At 70.0% G+C, this 26242-nt stretch carries 10 protein-coding genes (1 of these 10 cut by a window edge); 7 read left to right on the top strand and 3 right to left on the bottom strand.

The window, feature by feature from the left end; genetic code table 11:
* Positions 1 to 79: 79 nt before the first annotated feature.
* Together AC6CH2_RS02450 and AC6CH2_RS02445 are read right to left on the bottom strand one after the other, a co-directional pair.
* Positions 80 to 2596 (bottom strand): beta strand repeat-containing protein, encoded by a 2517-nt coding sequence (locus AC6CH2_RS02450; RefSeq protein ID WP_498267773.1) that lies wholly within the window; start codon positions 2594 to 2596, stop codon positions 80 to 82.
* Positions 2597 to 2978: 382 nt separating this feature from the next.
* On the bottom strand, positions 2979 to 3893 hold the full coding sequence (locus AC6CH2_RS02445; RefSeq protein ID WP_498267772.1) for a LysR family transcriptional regulator: 915 nt from the start codon (positions 3891 to 3893) through the stop codon (positions 2979 to 2981).
* Between the two features lie 119 nt (positions 3894 to 4012).
* Here AC6CH2_RS02445 and AC6CH2_RS02440 point away from each other — a divergent pair, with 119 nt between their 5' ends.
* Positions 4013 to 4714, top strand: coding sequence for a pirin family protein (locus tag AC6CH2_RS02440; RefSeq protein ID WP_435393775.1), 702 nt, complete (start codon positions 4013 to 4015; stop codon positions 4712 to 4714).
* 119 nt (positions 4715 to 4833) lie between these two features.
* The gene (locus AC6CH2_RS02435; RefSeq protein ID WP_498267771.1) at positions 4834 to 5664 is read left to right on the top strand and encodes an alpha/beta fold hydrolase; all 831 of its coding nucleotides are present in this window, start codon (positions 4834 to 4836) and stop codon (positions 5662 to 5664) included.
* Between the two features lie 81 nt (positions 5665 to 5745).
* On the opposite strand, the gene AC6CH2_RS02430 is transcribed toward AC6CH2_RS02435, so the two are convergent.
* Positions 5746 to 6165, bottom strand: coding sequence for an OsmC family protein (locus AC6CH2_RS02430; RefSeq protein WP_498267770.1), 420 nt, complete (start codon positions 6163 to 6165; stop codon positions 5746 to 5748).
* Positions 6166 to 6531: 366 nt separating this feature from the next.
* Between AC6CH2_RS02430 and AC6CH2_RS02425 the strand changes: the two genes are divergently transcribed.
* The 5 genes from AC6CH2_RS02425 to AC6CH2_RS02405 form a co-directional block, all read left to right on the top strand.
* Positions 6532 to 6945, top strand: a complete 414-nt coding sequence (locus AC6CH2_RS02425; RefSeq protein WP_498267769.1) for a GvpU-like protein — start codon at positions 6532 to 6534, stop codon at positions 6943 to 6945.
* Between the two features lie 131 nt (positions 6946 to 7076).
* Positions 7077 to 8663: an alkaline phosphatase D family protein gene (locus AC6CH2_RS02420; RefSeq protein WP_498267768.1), complete on the top strand. Its 1587-nt coding sequence runs from the start codon at positions 7077 to 7079 to the stop codon at positions 8661 to 8663.
* A gap of 146 nt (positions 8664 to 8809) precedes the next feature.
* Positions 8810 to 9727: a PhzF family phenazine biosynthesis isomerase gene (locus AC6CH2_RS02415; RefSeq protein WP_498267767.1), complete on the top strand. Its 918-nt coding sequence runs from the start codon at positions 8810 to 8812 to the stop codon at positions 9725 to 9727.
* A gap of 1194 nt (positions 9728 to 10921) precedes the next feature.
* The gene (locus AC6CH2_RS02410; protein ID WP_498267766.1) at positions 10922 to 12676 is read left to right on the top strand and encodes an ABC transporter ATP-binding protein; all 1755 of its coding nucleotides are present in this window, start codon (positions 10922 to 10924) and stop codon (positions 12674 to 12676) included.
* Between the two features lie 118 nt (positions 12677 to 12794).
* A protein-coding gene (locus AC6CH2_RS02405) for a non-ribosomal peptide synthase/polyketide synthase (RefSeq protein WP_498267765.1) crosses the window boundary here: on the top strand, positions 12795 to 26242 show its 5' portion. It continues 14392 nt past the right edge of the window; 13448 of the gene's 27840 nt are visible here — the first part of the coding sequence; the start codon lies at positions 12795 to 12797; the stop codon falls past the right edge of the window.

The following is a 26242-nucleotide window of genomic DNA, read 5'->3' as shown; positions in this document are numbered from 1 at the left end:
GTCGCACTGTCGGGCGTGATTGGCCGCGCGACGCTTGCGGGCGTCGCTGATCGGCGACCGCGACGCTCTTGCGCGCCGCTCAGGGCACGCTGCACTGGAAAACGAACGTGACCCGATTACTGCCCGGCGTCGCGGACAAGCTGCCGAGAGTCACGCCGGCCGACAGCGCAGCGAAGGTCAGCGGGCCCGCCGGGCAAGCGCCCGCCGGCCCGCTGCACGTCACGATATTTCCCGCCGGACAGACGATGCCCGGGCCTGCGGTGTCGCTGACCCGCGCGCCCACCACCGTGTCCGGGCCTTCGTTGGTCACCACCACGGTATAGGTCGTGGTCGATGCGCGCGTCACGGTGTCGTCGGGCGGGTCGATATCGTTGTTGACGCCCGGCGTATTGGTCTTGGTGATGCGCAAATCGGCCTGTTGCCGCGTATTGACGATGGTGCACACGATCGCGGTGTCGTTGTCGCCGACGGTCAGGGTGTTGCCCGACAGGCCACCGGTGCCGGAACAGGCCCAGGCGCCCGGGTTGTACAGCCCGACGTTGCCGGCGCCGAGCGTCTCCGACAAGGTCAACACGGTGCCGGTGTCGACGACGACCGCGGTGCCGGTATCGGTCTCGTTCGCACTGCCGGCGACCGAGGCCAAGGCCGGATTCGCCACGCCGCCGGTGGCGCCGAGGTCGGCGCTGTCGTTGACGACCGCGCCGATCCAGGTCTTGGCCAGCGCCACCGACGCGGTCTTACGCGTATTGGTGAAGCTGCAGGTGAAATCGATGCCCGCCACCACGTCGGCGGACGCGATGCTGAAGGTGGTGCCGCTCAGGTTGCCGACATTGGCGGTGCCGTTGCTGCAGGTCGCGCTGGAGAGTCGGTAGATCGCCGGCAATGCGGTCTCCTGGATCGTGATCGCGGTGCCCGGCGCGACGATCCCGAACGGCTGCAGGCCCGCTGCGGCATTGCCGTCGACCTGCGCCGTGCCCGATGCCGGCGTGCTCACCGTCGCGGCGGTCAGCACGGTATTGGTCAGGGCGAAGCCGAAGGTCGCGGCCGCGGCCGGGCTGGTGGTCTTGCTCAAGCTCACGCAGCCCGGATCGACGCTAGCGGTAGCGGTGTTGTTGGCCGTACCGCCCGGCGCGGGCGTGACGAACAAGGCCTGCGCGCTGGTGGCTTCCTGGATCGGCGCGACCACCGCGACCGTGCTGGTGTTGGTGGTGGCCGCGCACTGGGCCGGGTCGAGGGTGCCGGTGATCGAATAGGTCAAGGTTCCGCCGGCCGCGCCGTTACCGGCCGGCAGGGTCGCCGTCGCGCCGATCGCACCGGTGCCGCTGGCCGCCGGACACACCGGCGTGGGCGTGCCGCTGGCGGCGCAGGTCCACGAGAACGCAGTGAAACCGGCCGGCAGCGCATCGGCGATCGACACCTGCGCGTCGTGGACGGTGAGATCGCTGCCCGTGCCGACGGTCGGACGCGCGGTGTTGTTCTGGTAGGTCACCGTGAACACGGTCGTACCGCCCGGCGCAGGATTGGCATTGCCGACGGTCTTGGTCGTGCGCGTATCGACGTCGTTGTCGAGGATGGTGTAGGCGGACAACGGCACGGCCACGCCGCCGCAGGTACTGGTGCTGGCGATGGTGTAGACGGACGGGTTCGGCACCACGCTCATCACGAGCGTTTCGTTGTTCTCGACGATGGTGTCGTTGACCACGACGATGCCGGTCGGGAACTGGCTGCCGGTGCCGCCGTCGTAGTTGCCGGCCGGGATCGTCATGGTGAAAGTGTTGGTGCCGGTCGGCGTGGTGTAGTCGCTGCCGAGCGTCGCGGTACTGGCCGCGGTGACCTGGATCGTCACGGTGATCGCAGTCGCCAGGTTGCCGGACACCGCGATCAGCGGGCCGGCGCCGGCGCCGGTCGATTCCGGCCCGGAGCTCGAGGATGCCCGGAACTCCAGGTACGGGGTCAGGAATATCTGGATCTCGTCGAGGAAATTGCCGGAGCTGTTGTTGCCGGTGGCCGTACTGATCGCTTCGAAGCCGAAATTCTGAATACCCGATACGCCGTTCCAGGTGAAAGTGCCGGTGTAGTCGGCCCAGGTGTTGGTCGTGGCCGGCGCGGCGCAACTCGCGCCGGTGATCAACCCGCCGCCGCAGGCCTGCACCGCCCCCGCTCCGGTGGTGCCGGTCGCGAAGCGGCCGATCTCGTTCGCGGTGGAACCGATGTTGAAAGACATCACGTCGATACCGTCGCGGCCGCGGTGGCTCAACTGCCAGCGGACCTGCTCGCCGGTGACCAGGCAAACCGGCTGAAACAGGCGCGACGCCGCCTGGGCGTTGAGCTCGGAGAAATTGTTGCCGGCGCGCGACGGCACGCCGAGGAAGCCGGTGCTCCACAGCTCGATCAAGGGCCCGACTTCGCCGCCCGGCGGGCTGGCGCAGGTGCCGTTGGAGACGGCGCTGAAGTGGGTGGTGGTCCAGCCGGTCACCCGCGAATCCACGGTTTGGGTCTGGCAGCCGACCGGGCTCAAGACCGGCTCTTCAAAACCGAGGTTGATGAAACTGCGCTGGATCTGCGCAGTCGCCGGAAGGGCCAGCAAGGACAACATGGCCAGTGCCGAAGCGCAGGCGAACGTGCGTGCGTCGCGGGCATGGCCGAACGAACATGGGCGGCGATGGATAGACACGTGACCCCCTTCGCAACCGTCGTTCGATCGATGCCGAGCAGGACGGTTGGCGTACTCGGTTCGCTGCGTTGCGGACAAGGCAGCGGATGCGCCTCATGGGCGTCCTTCCTCCCGGGCCGGGGCTAGCCCCAGTGCCTCGGCCAAGGGTTTCGTGATGAATATCACAAATTCAGCGCCCTCTCAATCACGGCGCGGGGGCGTCGGGCGAAGCCGAGTATCGAGTCCGGGCTGGGGATGACGGGTCACCGTGGCACACCATCGCGGAGGCCTGCGCATCGCCGCCCCCGCCGCGGCCGGGGCGCCGCTACGGCTCGGCCCAAGGCGCCTTCTCGAACTTGCGCACCAGGTAATCGATCAGCGCCTGCACGCGGGCCGGGCGGATGCGGCCCGGCGGCGTGACCACGTGCAAGGCGATCGGCGGCGGCGCCCACTCCGGCATCACCACTTCGAGCTTGCCGCTGCGCAGTTCGCGCCAGACCAGGAACTCGGGCTGCAGGGCCAGGCCCTGCCCGGCGAGCAAGGCCGGATTCAAGGCCTCGGCATTGTTGACCCGCAGCGGCGTCGACACGCTGATCGAGAAATCGCCGTGGCGTTTGTGGCTGAAACGCCATGCGTTGCCGAACCGCGAATAGGTATAGAACAGCGCGTCGTGATCGGCCAGCTGGCGCGGATGCTTCGGCCGGCCGCGCCGTTCCAGGTAGGCCGGCGCGCCGACCAGCAGGATGCGCACGCCGCACAGGCGCCGCGCCAGCAGGCTCGAATCGGCCAGGGTCGAAATCCTCAAGGCCAAGTCGTAGCCGCCGCCGATCAGGTCGGTGACGCCGTCGTCGAACGCGATCTCCAGGGCGATGTCGGGGAAGCGCGCCATGAACTCGGGCAGCAATGGCGACAGATGGGCGACGCCGAACGACATCGGCGCGGCGATCCGCACCTGCCCGCGCGGGCTCTTGGCCTGGGCGGTGACCTCGGCCTCGACCGCTTCGCCCTCGGCGAGAATGCGGCTGGCGCGTTCGAGCGCGCCGCGGCCGCTCTCGGTCAGCGACATCTTGCGCGAGGTGCGGTGGAACAACACCGTCTTCAGCCGCGTCTCCAGGCGGGTGATCGCTTTCGACACGGTCGCCTGCGACAGGCCGAACTCGGCCGCGGTGCGGGCGAAGGATCCGGTTTCGGCGACCTTGGCGAAGATCGCCCAGGCTTCCAGGTCGGGCAGTTTCTGCATGGCGGGCGTCCATATCAATTTTGGAAAGAATGGTTTTCCATTGGTTCCATTCTAAACCTGATCGCATCGGCCTATCGTTCTCCTCAAGCCGCACGGCACCCCACCAAGAGGACACGGACATGATCGAACTTCGCCCCTACGACAGCCTCGGCGGCGCCGACCACGGCTGGCTCGACGCCAAGCATCACTTTTCCTTCTCCGGTTACCGCGATCCCGAACGCATGGGCTGGGGCGCGCTGCGGGTCTGGAACGACGACACGATCCAGGCCAACACCGGCTTCCCGCCGCATTCGCACGCCGACATGGAGATCATCACCTACGTCCGCGACGGCGCGATCACCCACCAGGACAATCTCGGCAACCGCGGCCGCACCGAAGCCGGCGACGTCCAGGTGATGAGCGCGGGCACCGGCATCCAGCACGCCGAGTACAACCTCGAATCCGGCACCACCCGCATCTTCCAGATCTGGATCATTCCCGATCAGCGCGGCGGCGCGCCGACATGGGGCAGCAAGCCGTTCCCGAAAGGCGACCGCGCCGGCCGCTTCGTCACCCTGGCCAGCGGCATCGAAGGCGACGAAGACACCTTACCGATCCGCGCCGATGCGCGGGTGCTCGGACTGACTCTCGCCGCCGGCGAATCGGCCGAGTACGTCTTCGCCGACGACCGCTATGGTTACCTGGTGCCGGCCAAGGGCAGCGTCGAGGTCAACGGCGTGCGGGTGCAGGCTCGCGACGGCGCGGCGATCCGCAACGAGGGCGCGATCCGCGTCGTCGCGATCGAGGATGCCGAACTGGTGCTCGTCGACACCGCGCCCTGATCCCGACGTTCGCAGTTGACGCTGCCGGCTCGAAACGACTGCCTGCGACCGCGATCAACGCCGCGGCCGCCGGCATCGCCCACACTCTCCCTTCCCCCCACCCTACAGGAGCAAACCCCATGGGCACTTTCACCACCAAAGACGGCGTGCAGATCTACTACAAGGATTGGGGCCCGCGCGACGGCGAACCGGTGGTCTTCAGCCACGGCTGGCCGCTGAGCTCGGACAGCTGGGAAGCGCAGATGCTGTTCCTCGCCGAACACGGCTATCGCACCATCGCCCATGACCGCCGCGGCCACGGCCGTTCCAGCCAGCCCTGGGACGGCAACGACATGGACCACTACGCCGACGACCTCGCGCAGTTGCTCGAACATCTCGACATTCAAGGCGCGAGCCTGTTCGGTTTCTCCACCGGCGGCGGCGAAGTCGCGCGCTACATCGGCCGTCACGGCACCGGACGGGTCAAGAAGGCCGGACTGATTTCGGCGGTGCCGCCGCTGATGCTCAAGACCGAGGCCAACCCCGGCGGCCTGCCGAAGGACGTGTTCGACGGCCTGCGCGAAGGCTCCATCGCCGACCGTTCGCAGTTGTACCAGGACCTCGCCGGCGGCCCGTTCTTCGGCTTCAACCGGCCGGGCGCGAAGAAGTCGCAGGGCATGATCGATTCGTTCTGGGTTCAGGGCATGCAGGGCGGCCACAAGAACACCTACGACAGCATCAAGGCGTTCTCGGAAACCGACTTCACCGAAGACCTGAAGAAGTTCGACGTGCCGACCCTGATCCTGCACGGCGACGACGACCAGGTGGTGCCGATCGACGCGGCCGCGCGCGCCTCGGCGAAGCTGGTCAAGCAGGCCAAGCTGGTGGTCTACCCGGGCGCCCCGCACGGCCTGACCGACACCCACAAGCAAAAGCTCAACCAGGACCTGCTGGACTTCCTCAAGTCCTGATCCTCAGCGCCGCACCGGGGTCCGGTGCGGCGCTTGTATGGGCGGCCAGGCTGCGCAACGCAAGCCTGGCGCCTTGCCTCCTCAGCCGACCGGCGCGGCCAACGCGGTCGCGATCCGCACCTCGCCGGTCAGGACCTTATGGATCGGGCAGGCATTGGCGACCTGCAGCAGGCGTTCGCGCTGCTCCTCGCTGAGTTCGCCGCTCAGCGCGATGCGGCGACGGATATCGGTACCCTCGGCCGGCTTGCCCTCGGGATTGAAACTCAGTTCCACTTCGACCGCGCTCAGTGGCCACCGCTTGCGTGCCGCATACATGCGCAAGGTGATCGCGGTGCAGGCACCGAGACTCGACAGCAACAGACGCTCCGGCGTCGTGCCGCTGTCGGCGCCGCCCTGCTCGGCCGGTTCGTCGGCGAGCCAGCGATGGTCGAGGTCGTCGCTGAAGCGGACCTGGTACGGCGCGCCGCCGCTGCTGGCGACGACGGTGGGAATGGCGGGCATGCACGGCTCCGAGACGATTGAAGATCGGCCGGTTATCGCATGCGCCCGGCGAAAGCAGAAGCGCTCGCGGCGGAACGCTGCATCGAGGCCCGAAGGGGTGGCAGGCGCTGCGCATGGAGACGGCGCTTGCGCGAGCGGAGCGTATCGTCGAAGGCGCGGTTGGAACCGCACCGATCGCCAGCGAGACCCGCCGGCATCGAGCGTACCGCCGAGGCAGACCCAGGCGGATCGGGGCGGTCCGCCCCGTGCTCCGGCGGCCCCTGGCCGTTTTGGCGGACGGACTGCGTACCCGTACTAGGCGGCCGCGATGGCGGCAGCGAACCCACGCGCCCGGCCGGCGCGACGGCTACCGACGAGGAGAACGGCATGACCCAGGACAGCGGCGCGGGCAACGACCTGCTGGCGGACTTCGGAACCCGCGACATCGTGCTCGAAGTGGTCGCCGACACCGCGACCCAGGACGGCGCGCCGGAGGTGCAAGTAACCTTGCTCGTGGCCGGCGTGCTGATCTCGGGCACGGTGATCGGCTTCAAACGTTACGCCGAGCATCACCCGATCACCGCGCGCATGCAGCAGGCGGTCGAAGGCCTGACCGCGCGGGTCGACGGCGATACGTCCCGGCCCGGACCGCCGCTGTATCTGCACCTCAAGGATGCGATCTATCACACGCCCGGGGCGCAGCAGGCGTTTCCCTCCGATCGCGGCGTGTACTGCCGTATCGCGCTGAAGGACGTGTCGGCGTTCAATTTCGGCGGCATCGGCTGGCCGCAGCCGGACTGAACCGGCCGCGGCGGTCGCCCTCCGCCCTGCGCGCCGCCGCCCAGTCGCAGGGGCGCCGGCAGCCGTTGCTTCGCCACATGCCTGCCATATGCACGGGTTAGGGTTCGGTCACCTCGTGCCGAGCCAGCGCCATGCACGCCGACGATCCGCACCGCCGCCGTTTCCTCGTCCGTTCAGGCAACGCCCTCGGGCTCGCCGCCGCGAGCTGGGCCCTGCCCGCCGCCGCCGCACCGGCCATCCTCACCGCCGAATCGGCACGTCCGCGGCTCGACTACGGCATCCAGTTCGGCGACATCGGCACGCGCCAGGCCACGGTCTGGGCGCGCAGCGACCGCGCCTCGCGGATGTGGGTGGAAGTGGCCGACAACGAGGGCTTCCGCCGCGCCCGTTCGCTGCGCGGTCCGCTCGCGAGCGCCGCCAGCGACTACACCGCCCGCCTGGACTTGCCGCTGAGCCACGGCCCGGCGCAACGCTACGTACGGGTCGCCTTCGAGGACGCGCGCAGCGGCATTCGCAGCGCCTGGACCGAAGGCCGGTTGCGCGGTGCGCCGCAAGGCCGCGCCGATGCGCGCCCGATCCGCTTCGTCTGGGGCGGTGACGTCGCCGGCCAGGGCTGGGGCATCAACCGCGAATTCGGCGGGATGCGCATGTTCGAGGCGATGCGCCTGCGCGATCCGGATTTCTTCCTGAATTCGGGCGACACCGTCTACGCCGACGGCCCGATCCAGGCCGAAGTCGCGGCCGAGGACGGCCGCATCTGGCGCAACCTGGTCGCCGAAGGCGTGCACAAGGTCGCCGAGACCCTCGACGAATACCGCGGCCGCTATCGCTACAACCTGCTCGACGAAAACCTGCGCCGCTTCGCTGCCCAGGTGCCGCAGCTGTGGCAGTGGGACGATCATGAAGTCGTCAACAACTGGTCGGCATCGAAGGATCTCAGCGCCGATGCGCGCTACACGGTCAAGGACGTCGCGGTGCTGGCGCGGCGCGCCCGCCAGGCGTTCCTGGAGTATTCGCCGCTGCGCACGGACTGCGGCAGCGCAGGCACGCGGATCGACCGCGTGGTCCGCTATGGCCCGCAGTTGGATGTGTTCATGCTCGACATGCGCAGCTACCGCGGCCCCAACACCGCCAACCTTCAGCCCGGCCCGGACGCCGACACCGCCTTCCTCGGCCGCCGCCAGTTGCGCGAACTCGCTCATGGTCTGCGTCAGTCGCGCGCGACCTGGAAGATCGTCGCCGCCGACATGCCGCTGGGCCTGTTGGTGCCGGACGGCGTCGACGCGCAGGGACGCGCCCGCTGGGAAGCGGTGGCCAACGGCGAGCATGGCCTGCCGCTCGGGCGCGAGCTCGAATTCGCCGACCTGCTGCGCGCCATCCGCGAGGTGCGCAACGTGGTCTGGCTGACCGCCGACGTCCACTATTGCGCGGCGCATTACTACGACCCGGGCCGCGCCGCGTTCCAGGAGTTCGCGCCGTTCTGGGAGTTCGTCGCCGGCCCGCTCAACGCCGGCTCCTTCGGCCCGAACGGACTGGACGGCACCTTCGGCCCGCAGGTGGTGTTCCAGCGCGCCGCGCCCAGGGCGAACGCCTCGCCCTTCGCCGGCTACCAGTTCTTCGGCGAAGTGAACATCGACGCCGACGGCGCAGCCCTGACCGTGGACCTGCGCGGGCTCGACGGCGCCAGCGTGTTCAACCAGCGCCTGCAGGCGCGCTGAGCGCCGCCCCATCGCCCGGCCGCCCGCGCGCGAACGCGCAGGCAGGCCACCGCCGCGCACTGGAACGCAGCGATTCGCCGGCCGCCGTGGCGGCGGACCAGGACCGCGCTTAGGATGCTGGGCCAGCCTCCGGAGCCGTGCCCGTCATGACCGACCTGCGTGTGTATCAGATCGATGCCTTCACCCGGCAGCGTTATCAGGGCAATCCGGCCGGCGTGGTCGCCAATGCCGAAGGGCTCAGCGACGAGCACATGCAGTTGATCGCGCGCGAGCTCAACAATTCAGAAACCGCCTTCATCCTGCCGGCCGAGGCCGCCGACCACGATCTGCGGGTGCGCTTCTTCACCCCGACCACTGAAGTACCGGTGTGCGGCCATGCGACCGTCGCCGCCCATTTCGTCCTCGCCCTCGAACGCGGCCTGCCGGCCAGCCCCTGCCGCCAGCTCACCGGCGCCGGCATCCAGGTCATCGAAACTCTGCGCAGCGACGACGGCTTCCGCATCGCCATCGAACAGAATCGGCCGAGTTTCGAGCCGCATCTTCCGAGGGCGCTCGCCGGCGAAGTCGCCGCGGCGCTCGGCGTCGACGACCGCGCGCTCGACCCGCGCTGCCCGGTGCAATTCGTCTCGACCGGTCACGGCAAGCTGCTGATCGGCCTGCGCGAGCGCCGGCGACTGCAAGCGCTGCAGCCTGACCCCGCGCAGCTGATCGCGCTCGGCCCGAAGGTGGGCGCGAAAGGCTATTTCGTCTTCACCCTGGACTGCGAGGGCGACGATCATGGCGATGCCCTGACCCATGGCCGCATGTTCGCACCGGCGATCGGCATCGCCGAAGACCCGGTCACCGGCAACGCCAACGGCCCGCTCGGCGCCTATCTGGTCAAGCACGGCCTGCTCGAAGCCCGCGACGGGCTCGCCCGTTTCCGCGCACGCCAACACGCCGGCAACGGGCGCGCCGGGCACATGGACGTCAGCGTGCGCGTCGAACATGGGGAGCCGAGCGGCGTGCGTATCGAAGGCGACGCGGTGGCCTGCTTCCGGGCGACCTTGCCGCGCACATTCTGAGAACGGCTCAGACCGCATCCTTCCGGCGCGCATCGATCGTTAGGAAGCAGGGCATCTCCGCTCCAGAGCGGAGATCGGCGAGAGGGGAGATATCTCGCTTTCGACATACGGAGCGGCCCCTTCAACGCATGTGTAAACGGTTCGTTACCTGAAACCGCGTTCCCGGAATGCCGGACGGCTTCCTCCGTCGAAGCGAGGGGGCTTGGAGGATTGCTTGGGTCGGCCAAAAAGCGAATCGCGCATCCTTCATCAGCGAGCGAATAGGCGCCTCGCCGATTTCGCCGGTGCAGCACGTCGACCAACCGTGCGATCCGGTCCGCATTCGTTCGCCGGACCGAACCGACCTCTTCGACCGCCATCGAGACGATGCGCTTCGCACTTGCGGAACGAAACTGAGACCAAGCGCGTGAAAGCCGTCGGTTCTCGCCAATAGCGCCCCGATAATTCCAGTGCGCGGCGCCGACTTCGAGCACTATTCGGTAATCGGCCAATTTTCCCGGTAAAAAAGCAATTTCCGCATACCTATCGGCGCCTGCGATCGGCGGTATCGCGGTAATCCAGTTCCGCATTCTGTGACCACGCACGAACGATAATGCGATAGGCATCGCTACTTCGATCGACAAACACGCCGAGTCGTTGACCGCCCTGACAACAGGACGTAACACTGTCCGGGCAAGATGCAATCCAAGGTTTCGTCGAACAACGACTCGCACTAAATAACAACAACAGCGAGCCGTTCCATTCCGATCCGTCCGCACTCCGCCGCATGGAATGCGCGACGAACTTATTCGTGACACGGAGCAAGTCGATTGAAAAACCCCAGCGCTATCGCCGCGGGATCCATCCCGGCCGCGATCCCATCGATTCGCAACCTCCCATCGCAGACGCCCATGCGCTCGGCCCGGTCGATGATCGCAGACGCCCATGCGCTCGGCCCGGTCGATGAGCGCCGTGCCCGACCCCTGTCCGGGATGATCCGCAAGCCCTAGCGCGGAGGCCTTGTCGATTCGCATCGAATCCGTGGCCGACCGCGCAGCCGAAGCAAACCCGAAGCAAAGACCCACCTGCCGACCGGCATGCGCTTGCGCGTGCCGCGGGAGTCATCGCGCCGGATCCGGTGCGCGATCGGCCGTGGGCGCGCCATGCCGGCACAACCAGCGCTACACCTCACCGCAGTCCTTTCGTGGAGTTCGCATGAGCAGTTCCTACAGCGACCTGTGGCGCCTGATCCGTACCGGCAAGCCTTCCGTCGCCCTGCTGTCGCTGGCGGCGCTGACGGCGATGGCCTCGGTCGCGGGCACGCTCTGGTTTCCGATCCAGACCAAGCAATTGATCGACGACTTCAGCACCGGCGGCATCGACCCGGGCCGCATCGCGATCCTCGCCGGCATCCTGGTCGCCGCCAACCTGGTCGGCGCGATCTCGGCCTATCTGCTGGCGCGGGTCGGCTATCAGTTGGTGGCGCGCCTGCGCGCATCGCTGGTAGACAAACTGCTCAGGCTGCCGATCGCCTCGTTCGACCGCGAAAGCAGCGGCGAACGGGTCAGCCGGGTGGTCCGCGACTGCGAATCGATCTCCGAGCTGACCACGCGCCAGGCGATCAACCTGCTCACCGGCGTGCTGCTGCTCGGCGGCTCGATCGTGGTCCTGCTGCTGCTCGACGTGCGCCTGACCCTGACCCTGCTCGGCTCGATCGGCGCCGCGTTCGTGGTGATGATCCCGATCGCCTTTCTGCTCGACGGCCTGTCGCGCCGCATCCAGGACCGCACCGCGCGGCTCAGCGGCATCCTCACCCACGTGTTCCAGGAGATCCGCCTGGTCAAGGCCTTCACCGCCGAGCCTCGCGAACGCCAGCGCAGCGAGGAGGAGATCGAAGGCCTCAAGCAACTGGGCTGGCGCGTGGCGCGGGTCAACGCCGCGCTCGAACCGCTGATGAGCCTGGCGATGACCCTGGCGATCATCGTCATCCTGGTCTACGGCGCCTCGCGCGTGGCCGCCGGCGAGATCACCATGGGCACGCTGACCGCCTTCATCCTGTACATCTTCAACGTCGCCAATCCGCTGGTCCAGCTGACCAACTTCACCGCCGAACTGCAGAAGGCGAAGGGCGCCTCGGGACGGATCAGCGCGATCCTCGCCGAGCCCGAGGAAGAACCGCTGCCGGGCCGCGCCGAGCGCCGCGGCGGCGGCCTGCTGGAATTCCGCAAGGTTTCCTTCGGCTACGCCGGACGCGACACCACCGTGCTGCACGGCATCGACCTGCAGTTCGCGCCGGGCACCACCACCGCCCTGGTCGGTACCAGCGGCAGCGGCAAGACGACGATCCTGTCGCTGATCGAACGCTTCTACGAACCCAGCGGCGGCGAGATCCTCTACGACGGCCAGCCGATCTCCGGCTTTCCGCTGGCCGACTGGCGCGGCAGCATCGGCTACGTCGCCCAGAACGCGCCGATCATGCCCGGCAGCGTGCGCGACAATCTCGCCTACGGCCTGACCGGCGAGTTCTCCGACGCGGCCCTGCGCTCGGCCGCCGAGCGCGCCGGCGCGCTCGACTTCATCGAACGCATGCCGCAGGGCTTCGACACCGTGCTGATCGAGCAGGGCAACAACCTGTCCGGCGGCCAGCGCCAGCGCATCGCCATCGCGCGCATGTTCCTGCGCGACCCGGACCTGCTGATCCTCGACGAGGCCACCTCCAACCTCGACAGCGAAACCGAACACCAGGTCAAGCTGGCCCTGGAATCGCTGACGCGCGGACGCACCAACATCATCGTCGCCCATCGCCTGTCCACGGTGATGCACGCCGACCGGATCTGCTTCCTCGACGGCGGCCGGATCTCCGGCGTCGGCAGCCATGGCGAGTTGATCGCCACTCATCCGTATTACGCCCGCCTGGTCGAGCGCCAGTTCCAGCGCGCACCGGAGCCGGCCCTGCTCGAAGCCGACTGACCCGTCCTGCCCGTCCGCGCGGCGTTCGCGCCATCGGTCGTGCCCGGCCGGTCCGTCGCGGCGTCGCAGCGAACGAAACGACATTCCCTCGCTCCATCTTCAGCACACCGGTGAGTTCATGAGCAAGGCAAATCCGCGCCCTCTATCGGCACCGCAATCGGAAATGTGGTTCGCCCAGGCGTTCGACCCGGACAACGCGTACTACGACACGCGCGGTTATGTCGACATACGCGGGCCGCTCGACGTCGAGGCTTTGAGCCGCGCGGTCGACGCCTTCGCCGCCGAGGCCGATACCCTGCGCCTGTGCTTCGAGCACGGCGTCGATGGACCGTTGCAATGGGTCGGCGAGAGCCGCAGTTCGCTGCTGCAGGTCGTCGACTTGTCGAGCCATGCCGACCCGATCGCCGCCGCGCACGCGCACATGCTCGCCGATGCCAGCCGCGTCTACGACCTCGCCGCGCCCCCGTCCACGCGAACCCCGCCCACGCGAACCCTGTTCACCCAGATCCTGTTCAAGCTGGGCCCGGCCCATCACCAGTGGTACCAGCGCTACCACCACATCGTCATGGACGGCTACGGTTATTCGCTGGCCACCGCGCGCATCAGCGAGCGCTACAACGCCCTGCGCCAGGGCCTGGAACCGGCCGGCGGCGAACTCGCCAGCGTGATGGAGTTGGTCGAGGAAGACCTGCGTTACCGGCAGTCCGAGCGCCATGCCAAGGACGCGCAGCATTGGCAAGACTATCTGCGCGACGCGCCCGAACGGGTCGGCCTCGATGGTCGCGTGCCGCGGCCGTCGGCGCGCTTCCATCGCCGCAGCAGCGCGATCCCGCAGGCCCTCGTCGATCGCTTGTTCGAAGCCGAGCAGCGCACCGGGGTGAAATGGCCGCAATTGGTGACCGCCGCGGTCGCCGCCTATCTGCAGCGGATCGCCGGGCGCGAGGAGATGCTGTTCGATTTCCCGGTCGCCGGCCGTTCCAGGCTGGCCCGCGGCATTCCCGGTACCGTCGCCAACGTGCTGCCGCTGCGCCTGTCGTTCGCCGCCGCCACCACGCTGCAGGAATTGGCCAGCGCGACCGGTCGCGAAATCGGCAAGAGCCTGCGCCACCAGAGCTACCGCGGAAAGGACATCCTGCAGGCGCTCGCCGACGGCGGCCAGCAACGCTGCTTCGGCCCGCGCATCAACATCATTCCCTTCGACTATGCCTTCGATTTCGACGGTCAGCCCGGCATCCTGCATTCGCTGGCCAACGGCGTGGTCAACGACGTCGCGGTGAACCTTGAAGGCCAGATCGGCCGCGACGGCTGTCTGCTGCATTTCGACGGCAACGCCGAGAGCTACGACGAAAACGAGATCGCCGCGCATTTGCGGCGCCTGCTGGCCTTCGTCGCCGCCGCGGCGGCCGACCCGCACCGCCCGCTCGCCTCGATCGAGCTGCTCGACGACGCCGAGCGCCAGCGCCTGCTGCTGGACTGGAACGACACCGCCCACGAGGTCGAGCCCGAATCGGTCGCGGCCGCGTTCGAGCGCCAGGCCCGCGCCACGCCGGATGCCATCGCCGTCGTCGGCGAGCACGGCGCGCTCAGCTACGCCGAACTCGACCGCCGCGCCGACGCCCTGGCCCATGCGCTGCTGCAACGCGGCGCGACGGCCGAACGCGGCATTGGTCTGTTGCTGCGCCGTTCCGCGGACTTGGTCGTCGCCGTGCTGGCCGTGCTCAAGACCGGCGCCTACTACGTGCCGCTGCACGAGCAGCACCCCGACGAACGCCTGGCCCAGGTGCTGGCCGAGACCGACGCGACGGTGCTGATCGCCGATGCCAGCCTCGATGCGCGCGCCCTGGCGCATCCGAACGTACTGCGTCTGGATCTTATCGGGCGGAATGAAGCCGATTTCGCCGGGCCGTGCGAACCCATCGACCGCCGCCTGATCCAGACCGACATCCATCCCGAACAGCTCGCCTATGCGATGTTCACCTCGGGCTCGACCGGCGTGCCGAAAGGCGTCGGCGTGCGCCAGCGCGACATCGTCGAGTTCGCCCGGGACCGCCGTTTCGGCGAGGGGCACGAGGTCGTGCTGCTGCATTCGACCCACGCCTTCGATGCCTCGACCTACGAGCTGTGGGTGCCGTTGTTGAACGGCGGGCGCATCGTGGTGGCGCCGGCCGAGGCGGTCGATGGCTGCGACTTCCAGCGCCTGATCGAGCGCTTCGGCGTACGCAGCCTGTGGCTGACCGCCGGCCTGTTCCACGAATTCGCCGAATCGGCGCCGCAGCTGTTCGCCTCGCTGCGGCAAGTCTGGGCCGGCGGCGACGTGCTCTCGGCCGATGCGATCCGCCGCTTGCAGGCGCGCCATCCGCAGTTGCGCATCGTCAACGGCTACGGCCCGACCGAAACCACCACCTTCGCCCTGACCAGCGCGATCCCGGCGCTGGCGGCCGAGGCCGAGCGCGTGCCGATCGGCGCGCCGCTCGACAATATGCGCGTCTACGTGCTCGACGCCGCGTTGCGGCCGGTGCCGGTCGGCGTGGCCGGCGAACTCTACATCGCCGGCAGCGGCTTGGCCCGCGGGTATCTGCGCCGCCCTGCGCTGAGCGCCGAGCGCTTCGTCGCCAATCCGTTCGAGCACGGTCAACGCATGTATCGCTCCGGCGACCGGGTGCGCTGGCGCGGCGACGGCCAGATCGATTATCTCGGCCGCGCAGACCAGCAGGTCAAGCTGCGCGGCTTCCGCATCGAACTCGGCGAGATCGAAACCGCCCTGGCCCGTGCCGGCTACGCGCAAAACGCAGTGATCCTGCGCGAAGACCGGCCTGGCCAGCCGCAGCTGGTCGCCTATGTGGTCGCCGACGCGGTCGACGGCGCCGGCCTGCGCGACGGCCTCGCCGGACGCCTGCCCGAATACATGCTGCCGAGCGCCATCGTCGCGGTGCCGGCCTTGCCGCTGACCGGCAACGGCAAGCTCGACCGAAAGGCCTTGCCGGCGCCGGAGCTCGACGCCCGTACCCATCGCGAACCGCGCAACGAACCCGAACGCGTGCTGCGCGAATTGTTCGCCCAGGTGCTGGGCCTGGAGCGCGTCGGCATCGACGATCATTTCTTCGCTCTCGGCGGCCACTCTCTGCTCGCCACTCGCCTGATCGGCCGGGTCCGCACCGCGCTCGGGGTCGAACTCGGCCTGCGCCAGGTGTTCGAGGCGCCGACGGTCGAGGCCCTGGCCCGGCGCTTGAGCGAAAGCGCCCCGGCGCGGCCGGCGCTGAGCGCGCAACCGCGTCCATCGCAGTTGCCGCTGTCGTTCGCCCAGCAGCGGTTGTGGTTCCTGCACCAGTTCGAGGGCCCGAGCCCGACCTACAACATCCCGCTGGCCCTGCGCCTGGACGGCGAGCTCGACTGCGATGCGATGCGCCTGGCGATCGCCGATCTGCTCGGCCGCCACGAGAGCCTGCGCACCGTGTTTCCGCACGGCGACGCGCCGCAGCAGCGCGTGCTCGATGCCGCGGCAGCGCCGTTCGAACTCGTCGATTGCGACGACGCCGGGCTCGACGAGGCGCTGGCCCGCGCGGCGGGCCATGGCTTCGACCTGAGCCGCGAGATCCCGCTGCGCGCGAGCCTGTTCCGGCTCGCCCCGCAACGCCAGATCCTGCTCCTGCTGATGCATCACATCGCCGCCGACGGCGCCTCGCTGGCGCCGCTGGCCGAGGACCTGGCCCAGGCCTATGCCGCTCGCTGCCAGGGCCACGCGCCGCAGTGGGCGCCGCTGCCGCTGCAATACGCCGACTACAGCCTGTGGCAGCGCCGCCTGCTCGGCGACGCCGGCGACGCGGCCAGCCTGGCCGCGCGCCAACTCGCTCACTGGAGCGAAGCGCTGGCCGATCTGCCGGAACGGATCGAACTGCCTGCCGATCGACCGCCGCCGCAGGCCCCGAGCCATCGCGGCCGCAGCCTGCGCTTCGCCATAAGCGGCGAGGTGCATGCGGCCCTGCTCGACTTGGCCCGGCGCCAGGGCGCGAGCCTGTTCATGCTGCTGCAGGCCGCGCTCGCCGCGACCCTGAGCCGGCTCGGCGCCGGCAACGACATCGCCATCGGCACCCCGGTGATCGGCCGCGACGACCCGGCGCTGGAGCGCTTGGTCGGCATGTTCGTCAACACCCTGGTGCTGCGCACCGATACCTCCGGCAACCCGAGCTTCGCGACGCTGATCGAACGCGTGCGCCGCTTCGATCTGGCCGCCTACGCGCAGCAGGACCTGCCGTTCGAACAATTGGTCGATGCGCTCAACCCGGTGCGCAGCCTCGGCCATCACCCCTTGTTCCAGGTGATGCTGTCGCTGCAGGCGGCCGCGCCCGCGTTGCCGGCCCTGCCCGGCCTGCGCAGCGAGCTGCTGGCGTTCGACGCGCCGGTGGCCAAGTTCGACCTCAGCTTCGATTTCACCGAACACCACGCCGGCGACGGCGCTACGCGCCTGACCGGCCTGCTGGAATACGCCACCGCCCTGTTCGACGAGGCCAGCGCGCAGTGCATCGTCGACGGCCTGGTCCAGATGCTGGCGGCGATGGCCGCCGATCCGCGACAGCGCATCGGCGCGGCCGGCCTGTACGACGACGCCCAACGCCAGCGCCTGCTCGAGGGCTCGCGCGGAGAGTCGGTCGAAGTCGAAACGACCGCCCTGCCCCGCTGGTTCGAGCGCCAGGCCGCGGCCACGCCGGACGCGATCGCCCTCGTCTGCGGCGATGCAGAGCTCGACTACGCCACCCTCGAACAGCGTGCGAACCGGCTGGCCCATCTGCTGATCGGCGAAGGCGTCGGCGCCGAGAACATCGTCGCCCTGGCCCTGAACCGTTCCGTCGACAGCGTCGTAGCGATGCTGGCCGTGCTCAAGGCCGGCGCCGCCTACCTGCCGCTCGACCTCGAACATCTCGGCCCGCGCCAACGGGACATGCTGCTCGACGCGGCGCCGACCCGGGTGCTCGCCCACGCCGGCATCGCCGCCGGCCTCGGCGGCGAGCTGCCGGTGCTGATCCTCGACGACGCCGCATTCCAGGCGCGCCTGCAGTCGATGCCCACGCAGGCGCCGACCGATCTGCAACGGGTGCGCCCGCTGCATCCGCAGCACCCGGCCTATCTGATCTACACCTCCGGCTCGACCGGCCGGCCCAAGGGCGTGCTGGTCGCCCACCTCGCGCTGTCGCATCTGTTCCAGCACCAACGCAGCGCCTTGTACAGCGCGATTGCGCGCGACAACGACACGAGCCGGGTGCGCTTCGCCCTGACCGCGACCTTCGCCTTCGACACCGCCGTCGAGGGCCTGCTGTGGATGAGCGCCGGCCATCAGTTGGAGCTGATCGACGACGACACCCGCCGCGACGGCGAGCTGTTGATCGCGCGGCTGCGCGAGCGCCGCATCAATGCGGTCGACCTGACTCCGTCGCACTTCGAGCCGCTGCGCCAGCGCGGCCTGCTCGATCCCGCGCACTGGCATCCGCGCAGCGTGATCCTCGGCGGCGAAGCCATCGCGCCGGCGCAATGGCAGACCCTCGCCGAGCGCGGCGACGTGCGCGGCTACAACGCCTACGGCCCGACCGAATACGGCGTCGATGCCGCGTTCGCCGCGATCGAAGGCGAGGCCGCGCCCTCGGTCGGCCGCGCGATCTGGAACACCCGCGCCTACGTGCTGGACGCCTGGCTGCAGCCGGTGCCCGACGGCGTGGCCGGCGAGCTGTACCTGGCCGGCCCCGGCCTAGCCCGCGGCTATCGCGGGCGCGCCGCGCTGACCGCCGAACGCTTCGTCGCCGACCCCTTCCATGCCGGCGAGCGCATGTACCGCAGCGGCGACCGGGCGCGACGCCGCCGCGACGGCCGCCTGGAAGTGCTCGGCCGTGTCGACGAGCAAGTCAAGATCCGCGGTTTCCGCATCGAACTCGGCGAAGTGCAGGCTGCGCTCGCCGCACTCGGCCACGCCGACAACGCAGTGGTCGCACGCGAGGACCGCCCCGGTCACAAGCGCCTGGTCGCCTATGTCGTCGGCGCAGCCGTCGACACCGAGAGCCTGCTGCGTCGACTGGGCGAGCGCCTGCCCGATTATCTGCGCCCGGCCGCGCTCGTCGCCCTCGACGCGCTGCCGCTGACCCGCAACGGCAAGCTCGACCGGCGCGCCCTGCCGGCGCCGAAGCTCGAGATCGCGACGCGCGCGGCCGCCGAAACCGCGCAAGAGCGCCTGCTCGCGCGCCTGTTTGCCGAGGTGCTCGGCCTGGCCGAGGTCGGCGTCGACGACGGCTTCTTCGCTCTCGGCGGCGACAGCATCAGTTCGATCCAGTTGGTCGGCCGCGCCCGCCAGGCCGGGCTGCGCCTGAGCGCCCGCGACGTGTTCCAGCACCAGAGCGTACGTTCGCTGGCCGCGGTCGCGACCGCACTCGACCCGGCATCGACGCCGGCGCAGCCGGCGGTCGATCCGGTCGGCGAACTGCCGGCCACGCCGATCGTGCGCGAGCTGTTCGAGCAGGACGGCCCGTTCGGGCAGTTCCAGCAGTCGATGCTGCTGCGCGTGCCGGCGCTGCGCGAGGCGCCCCTGCTGGCCGCTCTGCAAAGCCTGATCGACCATCACGACGCGCTGCGTCTGCGCGTCGACGCCGGCCCGACCCTGCGGGTCGGCGCCGCCGGCAGCGTGCAAGCGCGCGAGCTGCTGCGCCGGGTCGACATCGATATCGACGGCTTCGACGCCGCCGCGCGCAGGCGGCTGATCGAAACCGAGGCCCAGGCCGCGCAGACCCGGCTCGATCCGCACGCCGGCCGCCTGCTGCAGGCAGTCTGGTTCGACGGCGGCGAGGACTCGCGGCTGCTGCTGACCGTGCACCATCTCGCCGTCGACGGCGTGTCCTGGCGCATCCTCGTGCCCGACCTGCGCGCCGCCTGGGAGGCCTGCGCCGAGCAGCGCCCGGTGCGACTGGCGCCGGTGCCGACCTCGCTGCGGCAATGGGCGCTGGCCTTGCCGGCCGCCGCCGAACGCCGCCGCGCCGAACTGCCGTTCTGGCAGGCGATGCTCGACGGCGATGCCGCCGCGGTCGCCGCGCAACCGCTCGACCCGCGACGCGACACCCTCGCCAGCCAGCGCAGCCTGTGCCTGCGCCTGGACAGCGACAGCACGCGCCTGCTGTTGACCCGCGCGCCCGAGGCGATCCACGGCCGCGTCAACGACGTGCTGCTGACCGCCTTCGCCCTGGCCCTGGCCGCCTGGCGCGGGGCGAGCCACGCGAACCCCGGCGAAGCGTCGGTGCTGTTCGACCTCGAAGGCCACGGCCGCGAGGCCGGCCTGCTCGGAGGCGCCGATCTGTCCCGCACCGTCGGCTGGTTCACCAGCCTGTTCCCACTGCGCCTGCGCCTGCCCGAAGGCAGTGCCGACGCCGCGCTGCGCGGCGGCAAACCACTGGAACGCGCGCTCAAGTCGGTCAAGGAACAACTGCGCTCGCTGCCCGACTACGGCATCGGCTACGGCCTGTTGCGTCATCTCGACGAGGCCGGCCGCGCCGCGCTGGCCGGTCGGCCGGCGCCGCAGGTCGGCTTCAATTACCTCGGCCGGTTCGACCTCGACACGAATGCCGACGGCTTGTGGAACGCGGCCGAACCCGGCCTCGCGCTCGGCAGCGGCGGCGACGCGGCGATGCCGCTCGCGCATGCGGTCGAGCTCAATGCGCTGACCCTGGCCGGCGAACACGGCCCGGAGCTGTGCGCGAACTGGAGCTGGGCCGGAGAACTGCTGCAGCAGGACGAAGTCGAGGCCCTGGCCGGGCATTGGTTCGCCGCGCTGCGCGCGATCGCCGCGTATGCCGCGGCCAGCGACACGCGCCGGCTGACTCCCTCGGACCTGGAACTGGTCGCGATCGACCAGGACAGCATCGAACGCCTGGAATCGACCCAGGCGCTGGCCGAGATACTGCCGCTGTCGCCGCTGCAACAGGGCCTGTTGTTCCACACCTTGTACGACCGCTCCGCGCCGGACGCTTATCTGACCCAGATGGTGTTCGAGCTCGACGGCGCGCTCGACGGTGACCGCCTGGAACGCGCCGCACGCGACCTGCTCGCCCGCCATCCGCACCTGGGCGCGGCCTTCGTCCACGGCGGCCTCGACCAGCCCTTGCAGCTGATCCCGCAGGACTTGTCGCTGCCCTGGGAAGTGATCGACCTTCGGCCCTTGACCGAGGAACGCCGCGACAGCGAACTCGAACGGCTGCTGGCCGACGATGCGCAACGCCCGTTCGACCCGGCGCGATCGCCGCTGCTGCGCTTCACCCTGCTGCGCTGCGCCGGCGACCGCCACCTGCTCGCGTTCACCAGCCACCATCTGCTGCTCGACGGCTGGTCCTCGCCGATCCTCATGCGTGAGCTGTTCGCGCTGTATCGCGACGGCGCCGCGGCGGCGTTGCCGCGGCCGACGCCTTATCGCGATTACCTGCGCTGGCTCGCCGGCCGCGACGCCGGCGCCGCGCGGGAGGCCTGGCGCGCGGTCTTCGCCGACTTCGAAGAAGCGACCCGCATCGCCGCGGCGACCACCGCGGCGGTCGCGCCGGAAGTGCGCCGCTACACCGCCGACGCCGCGCTCAGCGCCCGTCTGGAGGCGCAGTCGCGCCGCCTCGGCGTGACCCTGGCCAGCTTCGTCCAGGCCGCCTGGGGCCTGGTGCTGGCGCAACTGAGCCACCGCGACGACGTCGTGTTCGGCGCCACCGTGTCCGGGCGGCCGCCCGAGCTGGCCGGCGTCGAAGACATGATCGGCCTGTTCATCAACACCTTGCCGTTGCGTCTGCGACTGGATCGCAACGAGAGCGTCGGCGCCCTGTTGCAGCGTTTGCAACAGGAACAGTCGGCCTTGCTCGACCATCAGCACCTTAGCCTGACCGAGATCCAGCGCTCGGCCGGCCATCCCGAACTGTTCGACACCCTGGTGGTGTTCGAGAACTTCCCGATCGGCGCCGACGCCACCGGTACGCTCGAGGTCGGCCCGCAACTGAGCGCGCGTTTCCACGGCCATCGCGGCGGCGACGCTTCGCACTATCCGCTCGGCCTGGTCGCGGTGCCCGGGCGCGAACTCGCGCTGAAACTGAGCTATCGCCCGGACCTGTTCGACGCGGCGGCGATCGACCGCATCGCCTCGCGCTGCCTGCTCGCGCTGGACGCCCTGGCCGGCGATCCGCAAACGAAGGTCGGCCGGATCGACTTGGTGCCGGGCGACGAGCGCGCCCTGCTACGGCAATGGAACGACACCGCCCATGCCTTTCCGGCGCGGCCGCTCCCGGCCCTGTTCGAAGCCCAGGTCGCGCGCACGCCCGACGCCGTCGCGGTGGTGTTCGAAGACCGGCGCCTGAGCTATGCCGAGCTCGACGCCCGCGCCAACCGCCTCGCTCATCGCCTGATCGCCGACGGCATCGGCCCGGAGAGCATCGTCGGCGTGGCCCTGCCGCGCTCGCTCGAACTGATCGTCGCGCTGTACGCGGTGACCAAGGCCGGTGCGGCCTATCTGCCGCTCGACACCGACTATCCGCCCGAGCGCCTGGCCTACATGATCGACCACGCCGCGCCGGTGCGGGTGCTGACCCGCTCCGACGTCGCCGCGCGCTTGCCGGCGCAGGCCGCGTTGCTGTCGCTCGACGACGCCGGGCTGCTCGCCGCGCTGGCCCAGGCCAGCGATCGGGCGCCGAGCGACGCCGATCGCATCCGTCCGCTGGAACTCGATCACCCGGCTTACGTGATCTACACCTCCGGCTCGACCGGGCGCCCCAAGGGCGTGGTCAACTCGCATCGCGGCATCGTCAACCGCCTGGCCTGGATGCAGGCCGAGTACGGCCTGTGCGGCGACGACGCGGTGCTGCAGAAGACCCCGTCGAGCTTCGACGTGTCGGTGTGGGAGTTCTTCTGGCCGCTGCTGGAAGGCGCGCGCCTGGTGGTGGCCCGCCCCGACGGCCATCGCGACCCGGCCTATCTGGCCGCGCTGATCGAACGCGAATCGATCAGCACCGTGCATTTCGTGCCGTCGATGCTCGACGTGTTCCTGTCCGAGCTGGCCATGCGCGGCGCCGACGGCGCTTCCGCCTGCGCCAGCCTGCGCCGCATCCTGTGCAGCGGCGAGGCTCTCTCGGGCGAGTTGCGCACGCGCGTACGCGACCGGATCGCGCGACCGCTGCACAACCTCTACGGCCCCACCGAGGCCGCGGTCGACGTCTCCGCCTGGGCCTGCCGCGACGACGAAAGCGGCGCGCAGGTGCCGATCGGTGCGCCGATCTGGAACACGCGCTTGCACGTGCTCGACGCCGCGCTGCGCCCGGTGCCGGTCGGCGTCGGCGGCGAGTTGTATCTGGCCGGCGTCGGCCTGGCCCGCGGCTATCTGTCGAACCCCGCGCTCACCGCCGAGCGCTTCGTCGCCGACCCTCATGCCGGCGACGGCTCGCGCCTGTACCGCACCGGCGATCTGGCGCGCTGGCGCGACGACGGCCAGATCGAATACCTCGGCCGTGTCGACCATCAGGTCAAGATCCGCGGCCTGCGCATCGAACTGGGCGAAATCGAAACGGCGCTGGCCCAGCTCGGTTGCGGCCAGCACGCGGTAATCGCGCGCGAAGACCGTCCCGGCGACAAACGACTGGTCGCTTACGTCGCCGCCGAGGCGATCGACGTCGACGCCCTGCGCGAAGGCCTGGGCGCTCGCCTGCCCGAGTACATGCTGCCGAGCGCCTTCGTGCGCCTGGACGCGCTACCGCTGTCGCCGAACGGCAAGCTCGACCGCAAAGCCTTGCCGGCGCCGGACTACGCGCCGCATGCGCACTCGCGCGGCCCGCGCGATGCCACCGAGGCCTTGCTGTGTGCGTTGTTCGCGCAGGTGCTGGGACGCGAGCGGGTCGGCATCGACGACAGCTTCTTCGCCCTCGGCGGGCATTCGCTGCTCGCCACCCGGTTGATCGGGCGGGTGCGCGCGACCTTCGACCTGGAACTGCCGATTCGCGCCCTGTTCGAGGCGCCCACCGTGGAGGCCTTCGCCCGCCGCCTCGGCGAAGGCGGGCGCGCACGCCTGCCGCTGTCGGTGCAGGAGCGCCCGCAGCCGCTGCCGCTGTCGTTCGCTCAGCAACGCCTGTGGTTCCTGCACCAGTACGAAGGCGCCAACGCGATCTACAACCTGCCGCTAGCGCTGCGCCTGCACGGCGAGTTGGATGCGGCCGCCCTGCACGCGGCGATCGCCGACCTGGTCGAACGCCACGAAAGCCTGCGCACCGTGTTCCCGGGCGGCGACACGCCGCAGCAGCAGGTATTGGCGAAGGTCGCGGTCGGACTGAATGCGTTCGATTGCAGCGAAGCCGACCTGCCCGAACGCCTCGCCGCGGCGGCCGCCCACGCCTTCGACCTGGAACGCGAGATTCCTTTGCGCGCCAGCCTGTTCCGGCTCGGCGCGCAGGACCACGTGCTGCTGCTGTTACTGCACCACATCGCCGCCGACGGCGCCTCGCTGGTGCCGCTGAGCCGCGACCTCGCACAGGCCTATGCCGCGCGTCGCGACGGCCGGGCGCCGGCCTGGGCGCCGCTGCCGGTGCAGTACGCCGACTACAGCCTGTGGCAACGGCGCGTGCTCGGCGCCGGTCCGGCTTCGGGCAGCACCGACGACCACAGCGTGTACGCGCGCCAGCTCGCCTGGTGGACGCGGCGCCTCGCCGCCCTTCCCGACCAGCTCAGCCTGCCCACGGCGCGGCCGCGGCCGCAACTGGCGAGTTATCGCGGCGCCTCGCTGCCGCTGACGATCCCGGCCGATCTGCATCGTGGCCTCGCCACCCTGGCGCAGCGCGCCGGCGCGACCTTGTTCATGGTGCTGCAGGCGGCGCTGGCGACCACCCTGACCCGTCTCGGCGCCGGCACCGACGTGCCGATCGGCAGCCCGGTCGCGGGCCGCACCGATGCCGCGCTCGACGACCTGGTCGGCCTGTTCCTCAATACCCTGGTGTTGCGCACCGACACCTCCGGCAACCCGCCGTTCGAGCGCCTGCTCGAACGCGTGCGCGACGCCGACCTGGCCGCCTACGAACACCAGGAGCTGCCGTTCGAGCAACTGGTCGAGGCGCTCAACCCGGTCCGCTCGCTGGCCCATCATCCGCTGTTCCAGGTGATGCTGGTGCTGCAGAACAATCCGCCGCCGCAAGCGGCGCTGGCCGGCCTGCATTGCGTGCCGCAGACCCTGGCGCTGGCCTCGTCGAAGTTCGACCTGAGCTTCGACTTCAACGAGGCCTTCGATGGCGATGGCGCGCCCGCCGGCATCGACGGCACCCTCGAATACGCAGTGGATCTGTTCGACCACGACGACGCGCAGGCGCTGGCGCAGCGCCTGCTGCGCGTGCTGGCCGCGGTCGCCGCCGAGCCCTCGCTGCCGCTGGACCGCATCGAGCTGCTCGACGCGGACGAGCATCGGCGCCTGCTGGTCGAGGCCAACGCCACCGCCCGCGCCCAACCGGGCCTGACCCTGCCGGCGCTGTTCGAGGCCCAGGTGCGGCGCAGCCCCGAAGCGACCGCGGCGGTCTGCGCTCAGGCGCGCCTGAGCTACGCCGAACTCGATGCCCGCGCCAACCGTCTCGCCCATCTGCTGATCGGGCATGGCATCGGTCCCGAGGACATCGTCGCGATCGCTCTGCCGCGTTCGCTCGACATGCTGGTGGTCCTGCTCGCCACCCTCAAGGCCGGCGCCGCGTATCTGCCGCTGGACCCGGACTACCCGGCCGAACGCCTGGCCTACATGGTCGAAGACGCGCGTCCGGCCGCCTTGATCGGCGACACCGACACTTTGGCCTTGCTCGCCGACAGCGCGGTGGCCTTGCGCTGCTCGCTCGACGACGAGGCGCTGCATGAGCGGCTCGCCCAGGCGGACGCACGGGCGCCGCGCCAGGACCAGCGCGTGCGCGCTCTGCATCCGCGTCATCCGGCCTACGTCATCTATACCTCGGGCTCGACCGGCCGGCCTAAGGGCGTGGCGATCGAACACTGCGCGCTGGAGAACTTCCTGTGCGCGATGCAGCGCGAGCCCGGCCTCGGCGCCGGCGAGCGCCTGCTGGCGCTGACCCCGATCTCGTTCGACATCGCCGGGCTCGAGTTGTACCTGCCGCTGCTGTACGGCGCCGAGCTGCATATCGCCCCGCGCGAGATCGCCACCGACGGCGAACGCCTGCGCGAACACATCGAGGCGATCGCGCCGAGCGCGATCCAGGCCACTCCGGCGACCTGGCAGATGCTGCGCGCCGCGGGCTGGGCGCCACACGCGAGCTTGCGGGTGTTGTGCGGCGGCGAAGCGCTGCCGCCGGAGCTGGCCGAGTTCCTCGCCGCCGGTGCGGCCGCGTTGTGGAATCTGTACGGCCCCACCGAAACCACGATCTGGTCGCTCGCCGGCCGGATCGTCGCGGGCGAACCGGTGCGCATCGGCGCGCCGATCGACAACACCCGAGTGTACGTTCTCGATGCGAACCTGCGGCCGGTGCCGAGCGGGGTCGCCGGCGAGCTGTACCTGGCCGGCGACGGCCTGGCGCGCGGTTACTTCCGCCGTCCCTCGCTGAG

The sequence above is a fragment of the Lysobacter sp. GQ73 genome (assembly GCF_059758755.1).
This window is presented reverse-complemented; position numbering and strand designations above follow the sequence as displayed.